Origin of the sequence: Halomonas sp. A40-4 (assembly GCF_015767635.1) — a bacterium.
Lineage (GTDB): Bacteria > Pseudomonadota > Gammaproteobacteria > Pseudomonadales > Halomonadaceae > Vreelandella > Vreelandella janggokensis.
Genome location: NZ_CP065230.1, coordinates 1856698 through 1873775, shown reverse-complemented (window position 1 = coordinate 1873775; position 17078 = coordinate 1856698). Strand labels below are relative to the sequence as shown.

The 17078-nt window shown below is 55.2% G+C and carries 14 protein-coding genes; 2 read left to right on the top strand and 12 right to left on the bottom strand.

The genetic code is table 11. The annotated features are described in order from the left end of the window. Positions 1-12 precede the first annotated feature (12 nt). The 9 genes from IT895_RS08790 to IT895_RS08750 all read right to left on the bottom strand — a co-directional run bounded on the left by IT895_RS08790 (position 13) and on the right by IT895_RS08750 (position 10659). Positions 13-1257: a 2-oxo acid dehydrogenase subunit E2 gene (locus IT895_RS08790; RefSeq protein WP_199285283.1), complete on the bottom strand. Its 1245-nt coding sequence runs from the start codon at positions 1255-1257 to the stop codon at positions 13-15. An 18-nt stretch (positions 1258-1275) separates the two neighbouring features. Further along, positions 1276-2253, bottom strand: a complete 978-nt coding sequence (locus tag IT895_RS08785; RefSeq protein WP_066317536.1) for an alpha-ketoacid dehydrogenase subunit beta — start codon at positions 2251-2253, stop codon at positions 1276-1278. Position 2254: 1 nt separating this feature from the next. Beyond that, complete coding sequence (locus IT895_RS08780) at positions 2255-3457, bottom strand: thiamine pyrophosphate-dependent dehydrogenase E1 component subunit alpha (RefSeq protein WP_085918625.1); 1203 nt, start codon at positions 3455-3457, stop codon at positions 2255-2257. A gap of 134 nt (positions 3458-3591) precedes the next feature. Next, positions 3592-4314 carry an ABC transporter permease gene (locus IT895_RS08775; RefSeq protein WP_085918661.1) on the bottom strand — a complete coding sequence of 241 codons (723 nt, stop codon included), beginning with the start codon at positions 4312-4314 and terminating at the stop codon, positions 3592-3594. Positions 4315-4357: 43 nt separating this feature from the next. Then, positions 4358-5323, bottom strand: a complete 966-nt coding sequence (locus tag IT895_RS08770) for an ABC transporter ATP-binding protein (RefSeq protein ID WP_085918626.1) — start codon at positions 5321-5323, stop codon at positions 4358-4360. Beyond that, positions 5320-6537 carry an ABC transporter permease gene (locus IT895_RS08765; RefSeq protein ID WP_085918627.1) on the bottom strand — a complete coding sequence of 406 codons (1218 nt, stop codon included), beginning with the start codon at positions 6535-6537 and terminating at the stop codon, positions 5320-5322. Before IT895_RS08765 ends, IT895_RS08770 begins: the two co-directional genes overlap by 4 nt. A 2-nt stretch (positions 6538-6539) precedes the next feature. Next, a complete protein-coding gene (gene osmF / locus IT895_RS08760) occupies positions 6540-7454 on the bottom strand; it encodes a glycine betaine ABC transporter substrate-binding protein OsmF (protein ID WP_085918628.1) in 915 nt (304 codons plus the stop codon). Between the two features lie 107 nt (positions 7455-7561). Beyond that, positions 7562-8968, bottom strand: a complete 1407-nt coding sequence (gene cysS / locus IT895_RS08755; protein WP_199285282.1) for a cysteine--tRNA ligase — start codon at positions 8966-8968, stop codon at positions 7562-7564. 11 nt (positions 8969-8979) lie between these two features. Beyond that, positions 8980-10659 carry a glutamine--tRNA ligase/YqeY domain fusion protein gene (locus IT895_RS08750; RefSeq protein WP_199285281.1) on the bottom strand — a complete coding sequence of 560 codons (1680 nt, stop codon included), beginning with the start codon at positions 10657-10659 and terminating at the stop codon, positions 8980-8982. 155 nt (positions 10660-10814) lie between these two features. Here IT895_RS08750 and IT895_RS08745 point away from each other — a divergent pair, with 155 nt between their 5' ends. Both IT895_RS08745 and IT895_RS08740 read left to right on the top strand, forming a co-directional pair. Further along, on the top strand, positions 10815-11315 hold the full coding sequence (locus IT895_RS08745) for a peptidylprolyl isomerase (RefSeq protein ID WP_085918632.1): 501 nt from the start codon (positions 10815-10817) through the stop codon (positions 11313-11315). Positions 11316-11329: 14 nt separating this feature from the next. Beyond that, positions 11330-12100: a UDP-2,3-diacylglucosamine diphosphatase gene (locus tag IT895_RS08740; protein WP_199285280.1), complete on the top strand. Its 771-nt coding sequence runs from the start codon at positions 11330-11332 to the stop codon at positions 12098-12100. Between the two features lie 67 nt (positions 12101-12167). On the opposite strand, the gene IT895_RS08735 is transcribed toward IT895_RS08740, so the two are convergent. The 3 genes from IT895_RS08735 to lon form a co-directional block, all read right to left on the bottom strand. Continuing rightward, a complete protein-coding gene (locus IT895_RS08735) occupies positions 12168-13988 on the bottom strand; it encodes a SurA N-terminal domain-containing protein (RefSeq protein ID WP_085918634.1) in 1821 nt (606 codons plus the stop codon). 112 nt (positions 13989-14100) lie between these two features. Further along, positions 14101-14373 (bottom strand): nucleoid-associated protein HU-beta, encoded by a 273-nt coding sequence (hupB, locus tag IT895_RS08730; RefSeq protein ID WP_066317565.1) that lies wholly within the window; start codon positions 14371-14373, stop codon positions 14101-14103. A 189-nt stretch (positions 14374-14562) separates the two neighbouring features. Further along, positions 14563-16974 carry an endopeptidase La gene (gene lon / locus IT895_RS08725; RefSeq protein WP_199285279.1) on the bottom strand — a complete coding sequence of 804 codons (2412 nt, stop codon included), beginning with the start codon at positions 16972-16974 and terminating at the stop codon, positions 14563-14565. Between the last annotated feature and the right edge of the window lie 104 nt (positions 16975-17078).

Here is a 17078-nt window from a genome sequence, read left to right as displayed (position 1 = left end):
GGGGTGCCTGCGTTATCCCAGATGCAACAACATGCTATCTGGGGCTTCCAGAAAGCCCTTCCAGGTATTACAGAAGCGCGCGATCGTACCGCCGTCGATAAAACGGTGATCCCCCGCCCAGGTAATCGTCATGATCGCACGCCGCTGGACCTCGCCCTGATCATCAAAACGCGGCAGCCACTGGGTTTTGCCAATCGCCACGATGGCGGCTTCCGGGGCATTAATGATCGGCGCCGCGTAGGTGCCGCCCAGCGCCCCAATGTTGGAAATGCTGATGGTGCCACCCTTGAGATCCGCCTGATCAACCCGCCCTTCTCTGGCCGCATGGGTTAAACGACCAACTTCCCTGGCAATCTCCAGGAGCGTCAATCGCTCGACACCTTTGACATTGGGCACCAGCAAGCCAGCCTTGCTGTCCACGGCCATGCCGATATTGCAATGAGAGTAGTAGCGCAGCTCGTCGCCTGCTTGATTGAGCTGGGCATTGATAATCGGTGTTTGGGCAATCGCCAATGCCATCGCTTTCATGAAGAAAGACATCAGCGTCAAGCGCTCCCCCTGGGCTTCTGCTACCGGTTTCAAGCGTTCCCGCATGGCGAGAAGCTGCGTCGCGTCGATTTCCTCACCGTAATGAAAATGCGGAATCGTGCTGGCCGATTCCACCATGCGCTTGGCCATCATCGCCCGCATACCACGCAGTGGCTCGACCCGGCTCACTTCACCACTCCCTCGTGATGAAGAAGCCATCGAAACGGTCTCTGCAGGTTGATCAAGATGCGCCAGGACGTCTTCTTTGAGGACTCGGCCGTCTTTGCCGCTTCCCGCGATATCCGTGAGCTGCAACTGATGCTCTCTGACCAGTCGTCTGACGGCGGGGCTGGCAGGCACTTTCCCCTGAGTAACAACCGATGGGGTTGAGGGTGACGGCTGAGTTTCCGCCTGTTTTTCAGCAGCCGGGGGCTGACTGGACGACGACGCTTCTGAGCTATCATTCAATACCTTTGCCTCATCAGCATCTTCACCCTCAGCCTGGTAGGCATAAAGGGGGGCATGGACCTTGGCAATTTGCCCCTGATCGACATACAGTTTAGTGACCACGCCTGCCTCATGGGCGGTGATTTCCACCAGCGCCTTGTCGGTCATGACCTCGACAATAGGCTGATCTTCTTCAATCCGGTCGCCTTCAGCGACGCGCCATTCGACCACTTCACACTCGACGATACCTTCGCCGATATCCGGCAACATAAAATCGCTCATTGTTGTTCTCCTCTGGCGTCAAAAATTAACGCTTTCACGAATCGCTTCAAAGATTTTCAGGTGGTCGGGTAGATACTCTTTTTCCAGCACCAGCGGGAAAGGCGTATCCAGCCCGGTCACCCGTGCAATGGGCGATTCCAGGTAGAGAAAACAACGCGCCTGAATCGTCGCGGCAATTTCACCGGCGAAACCACCGGTCAACGGCGCTTCATGGCTGACCACTAACCGACCTGTCTTGAGAACGGACTCGGCGACCGTATCTGCATCCCAGGGCAATAGCGAGCGCAGGTCGATGACTTCGCAGTTAATGCCCTGCTCCTCTGCCAACTCCACCGCTTTGCCAATCACTTCCATCTGCGCGCCCCAACCGACCAGGGTAATATCGCTGCCTTCCTTGGTGATCTCGGCCTCGCCGATGGGAAGCTGGTAATCGTCTTCCGGTACCTCGCCGACTGACGCGCGGTAAAGCCGCTTGGGTTCTAGAAACAGCACCGGATCCGGGTCACGAATGGACGCCAGTAGTAGCCCCTTGGCCTGATAGGGGTTGCGGGGCACCACAACCTTTAACCCAGGTGTATGGGTGAAGTAGGCCTCGGGGGATTGTGAGTGATAAAGGCCACCGGAAATCCCACCGCCGTAAGGCGTCCGAATGGTCAGGCCGCCGACGTTAAACAAATCGCCCGAGCGATAGCGGAATTTGGCGGTTTCGTTAACGATTTGATCGAAGGCGGGAAAAATATAATCGGCAAACTGAATTTCAGCGACTGGAACCGATCCCTGAGCAGCCAAGCCATTGGCAAAGCCAATGATACCCTGCTCTACCAAAGGGGTATTAAAACAGCGGGCCTTGCCATATTTTTCCTGCAGGTGGCTGGTGGCACGAAAGACGCCGCCAAAAATCCCCACATCTTCACCAAAACAGATGACTTTTTCGTCTTCCGCCATGGCAATGTCGAGGGCGTTATTAATTGCCTGAAGCATATTCATTGTCGGCATTTTATTCGCCCCCCTGGGAGTCGGCATCGGTGCTCACACTCAGATCCAATGACTTGGCCCCACGCGGGTAAGCCTCCGGGTAGCGGCGGATATGCTGCTTGAGCTGGTCGAACTGCTGCTGCAACGCCGGGGTGACATCCGCATAGACATCGCTGATCAGGGAGTCCAGGGGCGGAGGCGAGCGCTTTTCGGCGCGCTTCATGGTGTCCAACACTTCACGACGCAGACGTTCCTGCTCGCTGGCCTCTTCGTCTTCGCTCCACCAGCCTTTGGCCAACAGCCACTTCTGCATGCGCAACAGTGGGTCTTTGATACGCCAGGCCTCTTCCTCATTTTTGGAACGATAACCCGACGGGTCATCGGAAGAGGAATGCGCGGCCAGCCGATACGTCATCGCTTCTATCAGCACGGGTTGATTGCGTTCAACGGCGATTTCACGAGCCTGTCGCGTGGCTTCATAGACCGCCAGTATGTCGTTGCCATCCACACGGATCACATGCATGTGATAACCAAAAGCCCGGGGGGCGATACCGTCGGCTGCAAACTGCTCTACCGCCGGCGTCGAAATCGCGTAGCCATTGTTGCGGCAGAAAAAGATCACCGGGACCTGGTGGACCGAGGCCATATTCAGCGCCGCATGAAAGTCGCCTTCAGAAGCCGCCCCTTCACCAAAGAACGTTAGGGTACAGTGCCCATCGCCCGCCATTTTCTGACCATAGGCATAGCCTGTCGCCTGGGGAATCTGGGTAGCAAGCGGCGAGGAAATGGTCATGTAGTGGAGCTTTCGCGACCCATAGTGAATCGGCATCTGGCGGCCTTTGCCATAGTCCAGCTCGTTGCCGAATAGCTGATTCATGAATTCATCAATGGAAAACCCGCGGTACATCAAGGCACCCTGCTCGCGATACTGCGCCATGATCATGTCGGCATCGTCGAGCGCCGCAGTGGCGCCTACCACGGCGGCTTCTTCGCCGGTGCATTGCATGTAGAAAGACAGCCGTCCCTGACGCTGGGCCGCCAACATACGCTCATCGAGAATACGCGTTGCCAGCATCGCATGATAAATGCGCCGGGCATGGTCTTTTTCAAGCGTCGGGGCATCAGCTTCGCTGTAGAGTTCGCCCTCGGGGCTCAGCAAACTGAAGGTGGGAATCGAAAATTCATCGCCTGTCAGGAAGACAGGCTGGTGTGCATGCTGTGTCATCATTATTGTCCTTGTCGTACCCCTTTTGAGGGCAGTGTTGTCGGTGATGACCTTTTATGCCAGTGGATTTATCTGACATTGGTCAACGCAACACCTGCGACAGTAACGCAGCTGAGACACTTTAGGGATTCGACTTAAGAGGTATAAAAGCGCGAACGTAGCCGTTCCTGAAGACGCTCGAACAGGCTATCGACGGTCAACGCCAGCAACGCGATGGTCAGCGCCCCCTGAATGATATAAGCCATGTTTCCGTTCACAATACCGGCAATGATGGGGTCACCCAGATTGCTCGCACCGACGGTGGCGCCGATCGCGGCGGTCGAGATATTGATGGTGATGGAGGTCCGAATGCCGGCCAGTATGACTGGGGCCGCCAGGGGCAACTCCACCTGACAAAGGGTTTGCCAGCCCGTCATGCCCATCGCGGCGGAGGCGCTTTTAACCTCTTTATCAACGCCCTGTATGCCGCCTAGTGTATTTCGAACGATGGGTAGCGCGCCATACAGCACCAGCGCAACAATGATCGGCAGTGTGCCAAAACCTAATGCCGGTACCGCCAGCGCCAGCACGGCAACCGGTGGAAAGGTCTGACCCAGTGAGGCGACTTGCGCCACCAGAGGTAAAAAATTACGTCCCCATTCCCTTGTCACGACAATCGCCGCCAACACGCCACTCGCCGTGGTAATCACGGCGGCCGCGCTGACCACAAGGAGGTGCTGCACCAACAGCGACGCTAAGCTGGCGCGTTGATAGACAACCTGACGGGCATCCGGCTCTATCACGCGTAGCACACCGTCAGCGTAAGGAAATCCCCAGACACACACCATTAAAAGCACCAGCCAGATAGCCGGCCACATCACCGGGTTAGCGCCGCGCGCCGTCAGCGAACGGCCCAAGGCATTATGACTCACGCACTTTTCCTTGTTCCGGTTGGGCTTCCTTGACGATTTTGCGCAGTGTGAGCTCGCCTACCGGCACGTCGTGTTGGTCCACGACGGTAAGGCGATCCGTATGGTCACGCAGCATCATGGAAAGCCCCTGGCGCAGGGAAAACGCCGCGGGAATTCTCGATTGAGCAGGTAATGTTGGTCCCATCGGGGCCATATGGTCCTTTACCCGGGTCAATGCCGCCTGCTTCAGCCCGCGCTCAAGTCCGCCGAGCAACGATTCCACAAACGGATCCTGCGGATGCTGAAGCAGTGCCAGTGGCGTGCCCTGCTGAACAATATGGCCTTCACGCATCACGACCAGATGATCCGCCAGCTTTAGCGCTTCATCCATGTCATGGGTAACAAACACCACCGTTTTATGCATCTTTGCCTGGAGCCTGGCAAGTTCATCCTGAAGCTTTTCACGGGTAATCGGATCCAGTGCGCCAAAGGGTTCATCCATCAGCAAAATATCAGGGTCAGCAGCCAGCGCCCGCGCCACCCCGACACGCTGCGCCTGCCCGCCCGACAGCTGATGAGGGTATTTATGGGCGAATTCATCTTTCGGCAAACCCAGCAGGTTCATCAGCTCGTCAACTTTTGCCTGAACCTCTGCGGCGGACCATTTAAGCAGGCGTGGAACGAGGCCAATATTGCGAGCCACCGTCCAGTGGGGAAATAATCCTGTGTGCTGAATCACATAGCCGATGCGACGCCGCAACTTGACCGGGTCATAGGCGGCAATCGGTTGACCATCCAATATGATGTCACCCTCGCTGTGCTCGATCAGACGGTTAATCATCCGTAAAGTGGTTGATTTACCACAGCCCGACGTACCCACAAGCGCACAAAACTTGCCTTTTGGGATGTGCAGCGAAATGTCATCCACTGCGACAGCGTCGCCAAAACGTTTGGAAACGTGGGCGAGTTCGATCATTGGGCTTCTCCAGGCGGCACGGTATTTTTCGGCCGGAGGATATCAGACAAGGCCCCCAGTCCGGCGTCTGCTATGAGCGCCAGTATCAGAATGGGCAATGCGCCCAGTAACACCATATCCATCGCTGCCTGCCCCAATCCCTGAAAAATAAAAGCCCCCAGACCGCCCGCGCCAATCAAGGCAGCAACCGCCGTAAGGCCAATAGCTTGGACCGATGTGATTCTTATACCCTCAATCAGCACCGGCAAGGCCAGTGGCAAACGTACCTGCCAGAAGCGCTGGCTATTGCGCATCCCCATCCCGCGTGCCGCTTCCAATGTTTCAGGACTGACTTGCTCAAGGGCAATGTAGGTGTTTCGCACCATCGGCAGTAGACTGTAAGCGACCAGCGCCAGCAAAGCGGGTGCCCAGCCAATACCACTGACTCCCAGTTGAGACAACAGCGGCCACTGAGCCGCCAGCCAAGCAAGGGGGCCCAGCATTAAACCGAACAGGGCGATACTCGGAATGGTCTGCAGGAAATTGAGCACCCCAAAGGCGACTTTCTGAAAGTTTGCATAGCGGCGCATCAGCATGGCAAGGGATAGACCCAATCCAATACTGATAGCCACGGCGACACTCACCAGCGATATATGTTGTCGCAAGGCGCGCCAGAATTCATCGTCCCGAGCGCGAAACTCCTGCCCCAACGCCAACGCCTCAAGCGCCCACATGGCACACAGCCACCAGACGATCGCGACGCCCAGAAGCATCAGGACAGTCCAACGCCGTGGCAGCGTTAAACGCAAGCGCAGCTCGATCCAGCACAGGAATAATAGAGATAGCATCAGCCAATAGGCCATCCCCATATTCAGTCGAGCTGGTGGCGCATCGCTACTGACCAGCCGGTCGCTGGCCACCATCAAACCAAACGGCATCAGGAGAAGTAATAGACAGACACCTACCAGGGCAACCTGATAGTTCTGTCGACTAGGCTGGAGAGACAGCAGCACCAGGGTGAGAATGACACCGCTGACCAGCAATGCCCCCAACCAGCCCACGGCTTCAACCAGACCAGCTCCCTGGCCGCTGACGATCCGGTTGGGGGAGACGCTGACGACATCGAACAGCCAAACGGCCACCAATAGGACGCTGAGGAGAACGACGAGAACACTATTGGGCCGCCACTGTCGCCAAGACATACGCGGACTTGGCAAAGCATCCAGCAACGCCATTATCAGTCGTTATCCAGGCTATCGAGGTAATCGCCTGCGACATTACCGGGTGACATGCCGTTCACTGCCACGTCAGCGTTGAGTTTTTGCAGCGTTTCAAGATCCAGCGTGCTGAATACGTTCTCAAGCAACGGAGCGATATCAGGATACGCTTCCAATACGCTTTCGCGTACGACCGGGGCGGGTTGATAAATGGGTTGAACACCCCTTGAATCTTCAAGCACCACGAGCCCCAGCGCATTCAAACCGCCGTCGGTACCGTATGTCATCGCGGCATTGACGCCACTGGTCTGCTCGGCGGCTGCCCGCATGGTGGCCGCCGTGTTACCGCCAGAAAGCACCAGCAGTTGGTCTTCGCTGAGTTCAAACCCATAGGCTTGCTGAAAAGCGGGAAGAGCCTGCTCGGATTCAACAAATTCGGCGCTTGCCGCAAACTTGAACTCGCCCCCTTCGTCCAGATAAGCCGCCAGGTCATCGAGCGTTTCCAGGCCATTCGCCTCTGCGACGTCCTTTCGCACACTCATGGCCCAGGTATTGTTGGCACTCGCCGGACTTAGCCACACCAGTCCCTGTTCGGCATCGAGCTCACGGACAGTTTCATACGCCTTTTCCGGGTCGTTCCATACATCGCTGCCGCCCATATCGAAGAAAAAGGCGCCGTTGCCGGTGTACTCGGGATAAAGGTCGATTTCCCCCGCTTGCAGGGCGCTACGTACAACACTGGTGCCGCCCAACTGCAGGCGGTCTTCAGTGGGGATATCGTTACGCTCCAGCGTCTGTATGATCAGTTCACCCAGCACCGACCCTTCCGTGTCGATTTTTGACGAGACTACCACAGGGTCATTGGCATTAACCGATGATAGCGGTAACAGGCTGACACATCCGATGGCGATGGCCGATTTAGTCGCAAAACGCATTGTCATCATCCTTTTGGCAGAGTTTGGTAGGAGTATATGCCCCTCGTGCGTTGAAGTCAGACGCCCTTCGAATCCACAGCGCTATCTAAACCATCGCTTGGCCCTGCTTAAGAAGCAGACTCGACGACCCAGGTGGTGCCTTCTCGGGAATCTTTAAGAATAATCCCCAGCGCCGCCAGTTCGTCGCGGATGGCGTCGGCTTGAGCAAAATCCTTGTTGGCTTTGGCAGCCTGACGCTGGGCAATCTTTTCGTTGATGGCCGACTCACTCAGCGCGAGATTGTCTTGCTGCGAGCCTTTGAGAAACGCCTCTGGTGATTGCTGGAGAAGCCCCAGCACGCCGCCCAGCTGTTTCAATTCAACGGCCAGACCCAGGGCTTTTTCAGGTGCATCGGATTTAGCACGGTTGACATCACGCGCCAGGTCAAACAAGACCGCCAACGCTTCGGGGGTATTGAAGTCATCGTCCATGGCTGTGGTAAAACGCTCGCGATAGTGGGCAACCGCCGGATCATCGCTCGCGGCGGCGGCATCAACTGGCACGCCCTCCAACGCCGTATAAAACCGCGTCAATGACTTTCTGGCTTCTGAAAGCGAATCCAGTGAGTAGTTAATCGCACTTCGATAGTGGCTGGCGACCAGCAGAAAACGGACCACTTCGGGGTCGTGCTCAGACAGCACTTCACGAATTGTGAAGAAGTTTCCCAGCGACTTCGACATCTTTTCCTGGTCAACACGGACGGCCCCCGCGTGCATCCAGGTATTCACATAGGTCTTGCCGGTGGCCGCTTCAGACTGTGCGATTTCATTTTCGTGGTGAGGGAAGGTCAGGTCCGGGCCACCTCCATGAATATCGAAAGTGTCGCCCAGGCAGCAGGTCGACATTGCCGAGCATTCAATATGCCAACCGGGGCGGCCATCTCCCCAGGGAGATGGCCAACTGGCCTCGCTGGGTTTGGCCGCCTTCCACAGCACGAAATCCAGCGGGTCCTCTTTATGAACGTCTACGTCAACGCGGGCGCCTGCGCGCATGTCATCCAACTGGCGATTATTCAGCTTGCCATAGTCAGCGAAACGGCGAACGCGGTAATACACATCGCCGTTGTCGGCCGGATAGGCAAAGCCTTTTTCAATCAACGTCTGGATCATGGCGATAATATCGTCGACATGCCCGGTTGCCCTGGGTTCATGGCTGGGCGGCAACACACTGAGGCGCGCCTCGTCCTCGTGCATCGCCGCAATCATGCGCTCGGTCAGCGCCGAGATAGTCTCGCTGTTTTCATCGGCACGCTTCAGGATCTTGTCGTCAATATCGGTGATATTGCGCACATAATTGACTTCATAACCTCGCTCCCGCAAGTAGCGCGTAATGACATCGAACGCCACCATGACGCGGGCATGGCCAAGGTGGCAATAGTCATACACCGTCATGCCGCAGACATACATACTCACCTTGCCCGCCACCAGCGGGGTAAAAGGCTCTTTGCGACGTGTCAGCGTATTGTAAATATGCATGTGCCGATTCCTTAACCTTTCTGTTTGATTTTCGCCCAGCTGTCCTTGAGCCCGACAGTACGGTTGAACACCAGATGGTCTGGCGTCGATACATGCCGATCAGCACAGAAATAACCCACACGCTCGAACTGGAAACGCGCTTCAGGTCCTGCATCCGCCAGGCTGGGTTCGCCGATGGCGTGGCAAACCGTCAGTGACTCGGGGTTCAGATGGTCCAGAAAGTCGACATCTTTGTCCCGGTCAGGCTGCTCCACCATGAACAAATTATCATAGAGACGCACTTCCAACGGGATACCATGGTCGACACTGACCCAATGGATGACCCCTTTCACTTTTCGACCCTCGGGGTTTTTGCCCAGGGTGTCAAAATCAACCGAGCAGCGCAGTTCGGTTACCTCCCCAGCGTCATCCTTGATGACCTCATCGCAGCAGATAACATAGCTATTGCGCAGGCGGACTTCCTTGCCCGGCGCCAGGCGGAAGAATTTTTTCGGCGCATCTTCCATGAAATCATTCTGGTCGATGTAGACCTCACGGGTTAATGGCACTTTCCGCACTGGCATGTCGTCACGCGCCGGGTGGCCTGCCACTTCATATACTTCCTCGTGATCTTGAGGCACGTTGGTCAGCACCACTTTCAGTGGCTTCAATACACACATCGCACGCGGCGCATTATCTTCAAGGTCCGAACGAATCGCGTGGGTCAGCATGGCGATATCCACCAGGCCGCCATCTGCGCGGGTAACGCCAATCATCTCGCAGAACTTGCGGATGGCGGCGGGTGTATAGCCGCGGCGACGCATGCCAGAGATAGTCGGCATACGCGGGTCATCCCAGCCGTCGACGATCTGTTCGTCCACCAGCATTTTAAGCTTACGCTTCGAGGTCAGCGTGTAGTTCAGGTTCAATCGGGCAAACTCGATCTGACGGGGTTTGGTGGGTACCGGAAGATGATTCAAGAACCACTCGTAAAGCGGCCGATGGTCTTCGAACTCCAACGTGCAGATCGAGTGGGTAACCCCCTCGATGGCATCAGACTGCCCATGGGTAAAATCGTAAGACGGGTAGATTTTCCACTTATCGCCGGTCTGATGGTGGCTGGCATGTCGGATTCGATACAGGATCGGGTCACGCAGGTTGATATTGGGCGATGCCATGTCAATTTTGGCACGCAGCACCTTTTCACCCTCAGCAAACTCTCCCAGGCGCATGCGCTCGAGAAGATCAAGGTTCTCCTCCGCGCTACGCTCACGGTAAGGACTCGGCTGGCCTGGCTCGGTTAGCGTACCGCGGTATTCGCGAATCTCGTCAGGCGTCAGGTCATCAACATAGGCTTTATCTTCACGAATCAGGTGTTGCGCCCAGGCATATAGCTGGTCGAAGTAGTCAGAAGCAAAACGCACCGCCCCTGCCCACTGGAAGCCCAGCCAACTGACGTCCTCTTTAATCGCGTCAATATAGGCCTGCTCTTCTTTAGCAGGGTTGGTGTCGTCAAAGCGTAAATGACACTCACCACCCATCTGTTCCGCCAACCCAAAGTTCAGGCAGATCGACTTTGCATGGCCGATGTGCAGGAAGCCATTGGGCTCAGGGGGAAAGCGCGTCACAATCTTAGTGACCTGGCCGCCCTCGATTTCGTCGCGTACTTGGTTGCGAATGAAGTTCGGCGCTGGGGTGGTCTCGTTGGTCATGGTGGTGTTGATAACCTCGTGGTGGATGGCATGCTTGGCGTCGTCTGCCTACTCTAACGGTATAGCGCTTCGCGGTGCCAAGCAAAACCGGTATTATAACGTGACGCCGATGCACAGCGCCAAGGCGAACGCCTTTATTGAACAGGAATTTATCTATGATCGTATTACAGACGAACCACGGCGACATCACGATTGCGCTTAATCACGAAAAAGCCCCCGTCACCGCCGCCAACTTCGAGCAGTACGTTCGCGATGGTTTTTACGATGGCACCCTTTTTCACCGTGTCATTGATGGCTTTATGGTCCAGGGCGGTGGCTTTGACCAGGATTTCAATCAAAAACCCACCCGTGATGCAATCGAAAACGAAGCGGATAACGGGCTGAAAAATACCCTGGGGACCCTGGCGATGGCACGCACCCAGGACCCTCACTCCGCTACTGCTCAGTTCTTCATTAATGTCGGTGATAACAGTTTTCTGAATCATAGCGGCAAGAATTTGCAGGGTTGGGGTTACGCCGTTTTTGGTGAAGTCGTCGACGGTATGGACGTGGTCAACGCCATTAAAAACGTCAGCACCACGCGTCGCGGTATGCATGCCGACGTGCCCGCCGAGGACGTTATCATCGAGCGCGCCTATCTCAAGGAAGCAGAATAATCTCCGGGAGCTATATGCGTACCCTGCTAGTTGCTGATATGCATTTAAGTCATGATACCCCTGAGATCAATCAGGGGTTCTATGATTATTTAGCCCATACCGCCAGAGGAGCGGATGCCCTGTACATTCTGGGCGATCTGTTTGACGCCTGGATCGGTGATGATCTCCTCGATACGCCTCACCCACTGGGCGCTGTCGCTCGCGAGGTCATTCAGCAATTACACCGGCTTAGCAGCGATGGAACCGCGATATATTTTATTCACGGCAACCGTGATTTCTTGCTGGGCCAACGCTTTATTGACGCCTGCCAGGCGACACTGCTTTCCGAGGTCGAACAAATCGAGCTCCAGGGCGCGCCTGCCGTCATCTTGCACGGCGATAGCCTGTGCACTCGGGATGAGGCGTATATGGCATTTCGCCAACAATCCCGGGACACTGAATGGCAAGCTCAGATACTCGCCATGCCGCTGGATCAACGCTTGGAATTGGCCAGCAGCCTACGCCTGCAGTCGGGAGATGCCAATGCCAAGAAGGCAGATGCCATCATGGATGTTACCCACGATGAGGTGGTAGCGCTGATGGAAAAGCATGGTGTCACAACCATGATTCATGGCCATACCCATCGTCCCAAAGTGCACGATTTAACCGTGGAAGATGTTCCTGCAAAACGCTTCGTGCTTGGCGACTGGGATGCCAGTCACGGTTGGGATATTGTGGTCGAGAAAACAGACCATACTACCCCTCGGCTGCGGCAGTTCCCCCTTAACGACCCACCGTCTCCCTAGCGGCCACTATAAAAAAGCCGATCCCTTGGATCGGCTTTTTTGACGGTACGTGCTTAACGCCCAAGTATCATCGCTCAATCTCGGCGTCACTACGCAGGTCTTCAACAAGCCCCTGAATAATCGCCTGCGCGCGCAATTGCTGGGCCATTTGAGCGACAAACCGCTCGCGCTCTTCATCCACATCACCCGCCGTGACTTCGTCAAGCGCAAGGACCGCAACGCCAGTAGGTAGAACTGCCGTTTGGTAGGTGCTTTCGCCGTCATCGGGATGGGGCATCCGGAAAGCAGCTTGCACGATCAGTTGAGAAGCCGTGACTTCATCCTGGCGGCGTACATTGTTGGCTTCCAGCCATTGCCTATCAATCGACTCACCTGCCTGCAGGCGTGCCACCATGTCTTCGGCTTGCGACTGAAGCCGCTCCTGTTGCCGCTTGGCGCGTACCGCTGCCTCGACCTCATCGCGCACGTCATTTAGCGGCAACTGAGTCTGCTCACGATGGTCAGCAACGCGAACGACCAATCGACGGTCTTCATCGAGCTCGATCACTTCGCTGTTATAACCTTCCTCCAGAACGTCGTCACTGAAGGCCTGCTCCATGACGCCTGGCTCAAATAGAACGCTACTACCCTGGTCATTCCGGGACAGCCAGTCGCTTTCTTCAAGGGTTAGCGAAAGGTCTTCGGCGACGCTTTGCAAGTCATCGGCGGCAAAGCTCTCGTCGATGAGCTGCTGAACCTTATCGTTAAACGCATCATTCACTTCGTTCATCGCGACATCTTCACGCAGCGAATCCCGCTGGTCCTCAAACGCCGGACGCTCAATGTCGGTGACTTGAATGATATGCAAGGCGTTGTCCATTTCGACAACCGATGACGTTTCCCCCTCATCAAGAGAAAATGCCGCCTCATCAAAGGCTTCACCAAAGAAGCCAGGGCTGATCGTGCCGAGGTCGCCGCCTTCTTCAGCACTGGCCGTATCATCAGAATAGCGGAGTGCCGTATCGGCGAAAGACTCGCCGTCTTCAAGGGCTTGTAGCGCTTCATCCGCCCGCTGCTGAGCTTCATCGCGATTGCGCTCATCACCGAATGTAATCATGATGTGCGAAACGCGACGATCTGCGTCTTCGGTCCGCTCTAGCCAGGCTTCTCGCAGTGCCTCTTCATCCACATCGACGTTATTTGCCATTTCTCGACGGTCGACCAGAACATACTCAAGACGCACCTGTTCGGGACGTTCAAACCGATCAGCATTGGCTTCATAGTAGGTTTGAAGCTCATCGTCGCTGATCTCGATATCCCCCTCGAGGTCATCTTCATCCAACATCACGTAACGAAAACTGCGCTGTTGACGTTGAAGTTCTGCCAGACGCTGACGTTCGTTATCCAGCGTGAAGTCACTAAACGCGAGGCCTTGCTGAAGCTGTTGACGTTTAACGTCCACTTCCAGTTCCTCACGAAATGAAAGAGGGGTATAGCCAGCACCTGATAGGCGGTTGCGAAATATGTCGGGCGAGAATCGTCCGTCTTCATCCTGGAATTCAGGAATCCCCACAATGAGCTGGTCGACTTGATCTTCGGATACGTACAAGCCGCCTTCTTCTGCGTATTGGGTAAGCAGTGTTTGTGTTACCAGTTCATCCCTTATGTCATTGCGCAGTTGACGCTCTTGCTCAGGAGGGACCTGGCCCGAACGCATAGCACGCTGAACTTCCAATTCAATCTGTTGGCGCATGATGGGCTCGCCATTCACGCTGATTTCCTGATTCGGGTCGTCACCGAACAGACCAAACAAAGATTCCACACCGAAAAGCGCCATGGCAGCCACCATGACCCCGATAATAATCTTGGCTCCCCAGCTTCTGGATCCATTCCGAATACTTTGCAGCATGTTTTCCTCAGGCAGTCACAGCTAAACGGGTCGCCCCTAAAGGTGAGCTAGAAAATAACATGGGCGCATCGCGGTTGCGATGCGCCCATAGATGACTACAAACGCGTACAACTTAGTTAACGGCGTCTTTCAATGCTTTACCGGCTTTAAAGCTAGGCACTTTTGCCGCACTGATCTGGATCGGCTGACCTGTTTGTGGGTTACGGCCCGTACGCGCAGCGCGTTCTTTGATTGCGAAGGTACCAAAGCCCACCAGTGAAACACTGTCACCATTTTTTAGGCTATCGGTGACAGACTCCACCATGGCATCCAATGCGCGGGTTGCCGCTGCTTTTGGAATATCTGCAGACGCGGCAATGGCTTCAATCAGCTCAGACTTATTCACACTTCACCCCTTGACTGTTTCAAAAAATGGTTCTAAAGACATGGTCACCGACGGTATCGACGATCAAGGCATAGCAGCGTTTTATAGCAATGCCCTGAAACGCCTGTCAAGCAACCTTGCCTGGATGTGCCCGCCATAAAGGCTTTGGGCAATGATACAAACAAAATGCTATTGGTTTGCCGACGTTGCCTAATGTGTATTGGCGACGGCGGAGTTACCCAACGCTTTATCCGCTTTAGGTAGCGGCGCACCTTCTAGAGGTTCGTCCGCCAACGCCACGGCAAGTACATCGTCAATCCAGCGTACCGGACGAATATCCAGTGCATCCTTGATATTGTCCGGTACCTCCTTGAGATCGCGACGATTTTCTTCCGGAATCAGGACTATCTTTATACCACCACGACGGGCTGCCAGCAATTTCTCCTTTAGCCCACCAATCGGCAATACTTCGCCACGCAGGTTGACTTCACCTGTCATCGCAACCTGACACTTCACTGGCCGTTGGGTATAGGCAGAGACAATCGCCGTTACCATGGCTACCCCGGCACTCGGTCCATCCTTGGGGGTGGCGCCCTCAGGGACGTGAATATGTAGATCTTCTTTCTCGAATCGCTCGGCGTCGATACCGTATGCCTGCGCTCTGGCACGTACCACGGTTTGCGCAGCACTGACGGACTCCTTCATGACATCGCCCAACGAGCCGGTTTTGTTGATTCGCCCTTTGCCTGGCGTCACAACCGATTCGATATTAAGCAACTCACCACCTACAGAGGTCCATGCCAGCCCGGTCACACGGCCCACCTGGTCATCTTCTTCGGCAAGACCATAGCTGTAGCGCCGAACGCCGGCATAGTGCTCGACGTGCTTGGCCGCGAGCAGATCAGGTGGCAATTCGCCATCCTTGACGGCAGAAGGTTCTATACGCTCGCGCAACACTTTCCGGCAGACCTTGGCGATCTGGCGCTCCAGTTCGCGCACACCCGCTTCACGGGTGTAATACCGAATAAGCTCCAGCAAGGCCTCATCTTCAACCGCCAGCTCGGCGTTTTTCAAACCATTGGCTTTCAACTGCTTGGGTAGCAAGTAACGCTTGGCGATCGCCAGCTTTTCATCTTCTGTATAGCCAGGAAGACGAATGATTTCCATACGGTCCAGCAAGGGACCCGGAATATTCATCGAATTTGCTGTGCAGATGAACAGCGTTTCGGACAGATCATAATCAAGCTCAAGGTAATGATCGCTGAAGCTGTTGTTCTGCTCAGGATCCAAGACCTCTAACAGCGCAGACGCCGGGTCACCCCGGTGATCCATGCCTAACTTGTCGACTTCGTCGAACAAAAACAAGGGGTTTTTAACACCTGCCCGACTCATGCGTTGCATGAGTTTACCTGGCAACGAACCAATATAGGTTCGGCGATGTCCCCGAATCTCTGATTCATCACGCACGCCGCCCAGAGCAAGGCGCACGTATTTACGATTCGTCGCCCGAGCAATCGATTGACCAAGCGACGTTTTACCCACGCCAGGAGGGCCAACCAGGCACAAAACGGGGCCTTTCATCTTGCGTACACGCTTTTGTACCGCGAGGTATTCAAGGATGCGTGACTTTACCTCTTCCAGACCATAGTGATCTTCATCAAGCACCTGTTGGGCTTTCTGCAAGTCGTGCTTAACACGGGTACGTTTTTTCCACGGCACTGCAACCAGCCAGTCCAGATAAGAACGAACCACGCTGGCTTCAGCAGAGTTGGCCGCCATCATCTTGAGCTTGTTCAGCTCTTGGTTGGCCTTGTCCGCCGCCTCTTTCGGCATGCCGGATGCGGCAATCGCCTGCTCGTATTTTTCCACTTCATTGGGTACATCATCGAGCTCGCCCATCTCTTTCTGGATGGCTTTCATTTGCTCGTTCAGGTAATACTCACGCTGCGTCTTTTCCATCTGCTCTTTGACACGCGTGCGAATCCGCTTTTCTACCTGCAAGAGGTCAATTTCAGACTCGATGAGCGCCATCAAATGCTCAATGCGATCACGCACACGATCCATTTCCAGGAGCTCTTGTTTATCGCCGATTTTCAGCGATAAATGCGCACAGATGGTATCCACCAGGCGACTTGGATCCTCAATGCCGGACAACGAGTTGAGGACTTCATTGGGTACTTTTTTGGACAGCTTGACGTACTGTTCAAACTGATTGAGCAGTACGCGAACCAATGCTTCTTGCTCGCGGGTCGTCAGCGGCTGGCTTTCACGGGCCACCAGATAGGCCTGAGTGTAACCATCAGCATGCTCTTCGATGCGACTCACGTCCGCCCGGAAGTTGCCTTCGATCAGCACCTTTACCGTTCCATCAGGCAGCTTCAGGAGCTGCATGATGTCAGCCACCGTCCCCATGGCATAAAGGTCGGCGTTGTCGGGCTCATCTTGAGATGCCTCGCGTTGAGCCACTAGCAGAACGCGTTTGTCAGCCTCCATTGACGCCTCGAGGGCCTGGATCGACTTTTCACGTCCCACAAAAAGGGGGATCACCATTTGCGGATAAACCACCACATCGCGCAATGGTAACAAGGGTAGACATTGTGTCTGTTCGGCGCTCTGCTGCATCGCAGACGTTCCTCGATAAATCAGATGAGTTCTGGGAAGAGAACTGACTACGTTTAAAGCACGGCCTAAGCACCATGTAGCACTGCGCTACTAATGACAGGGGG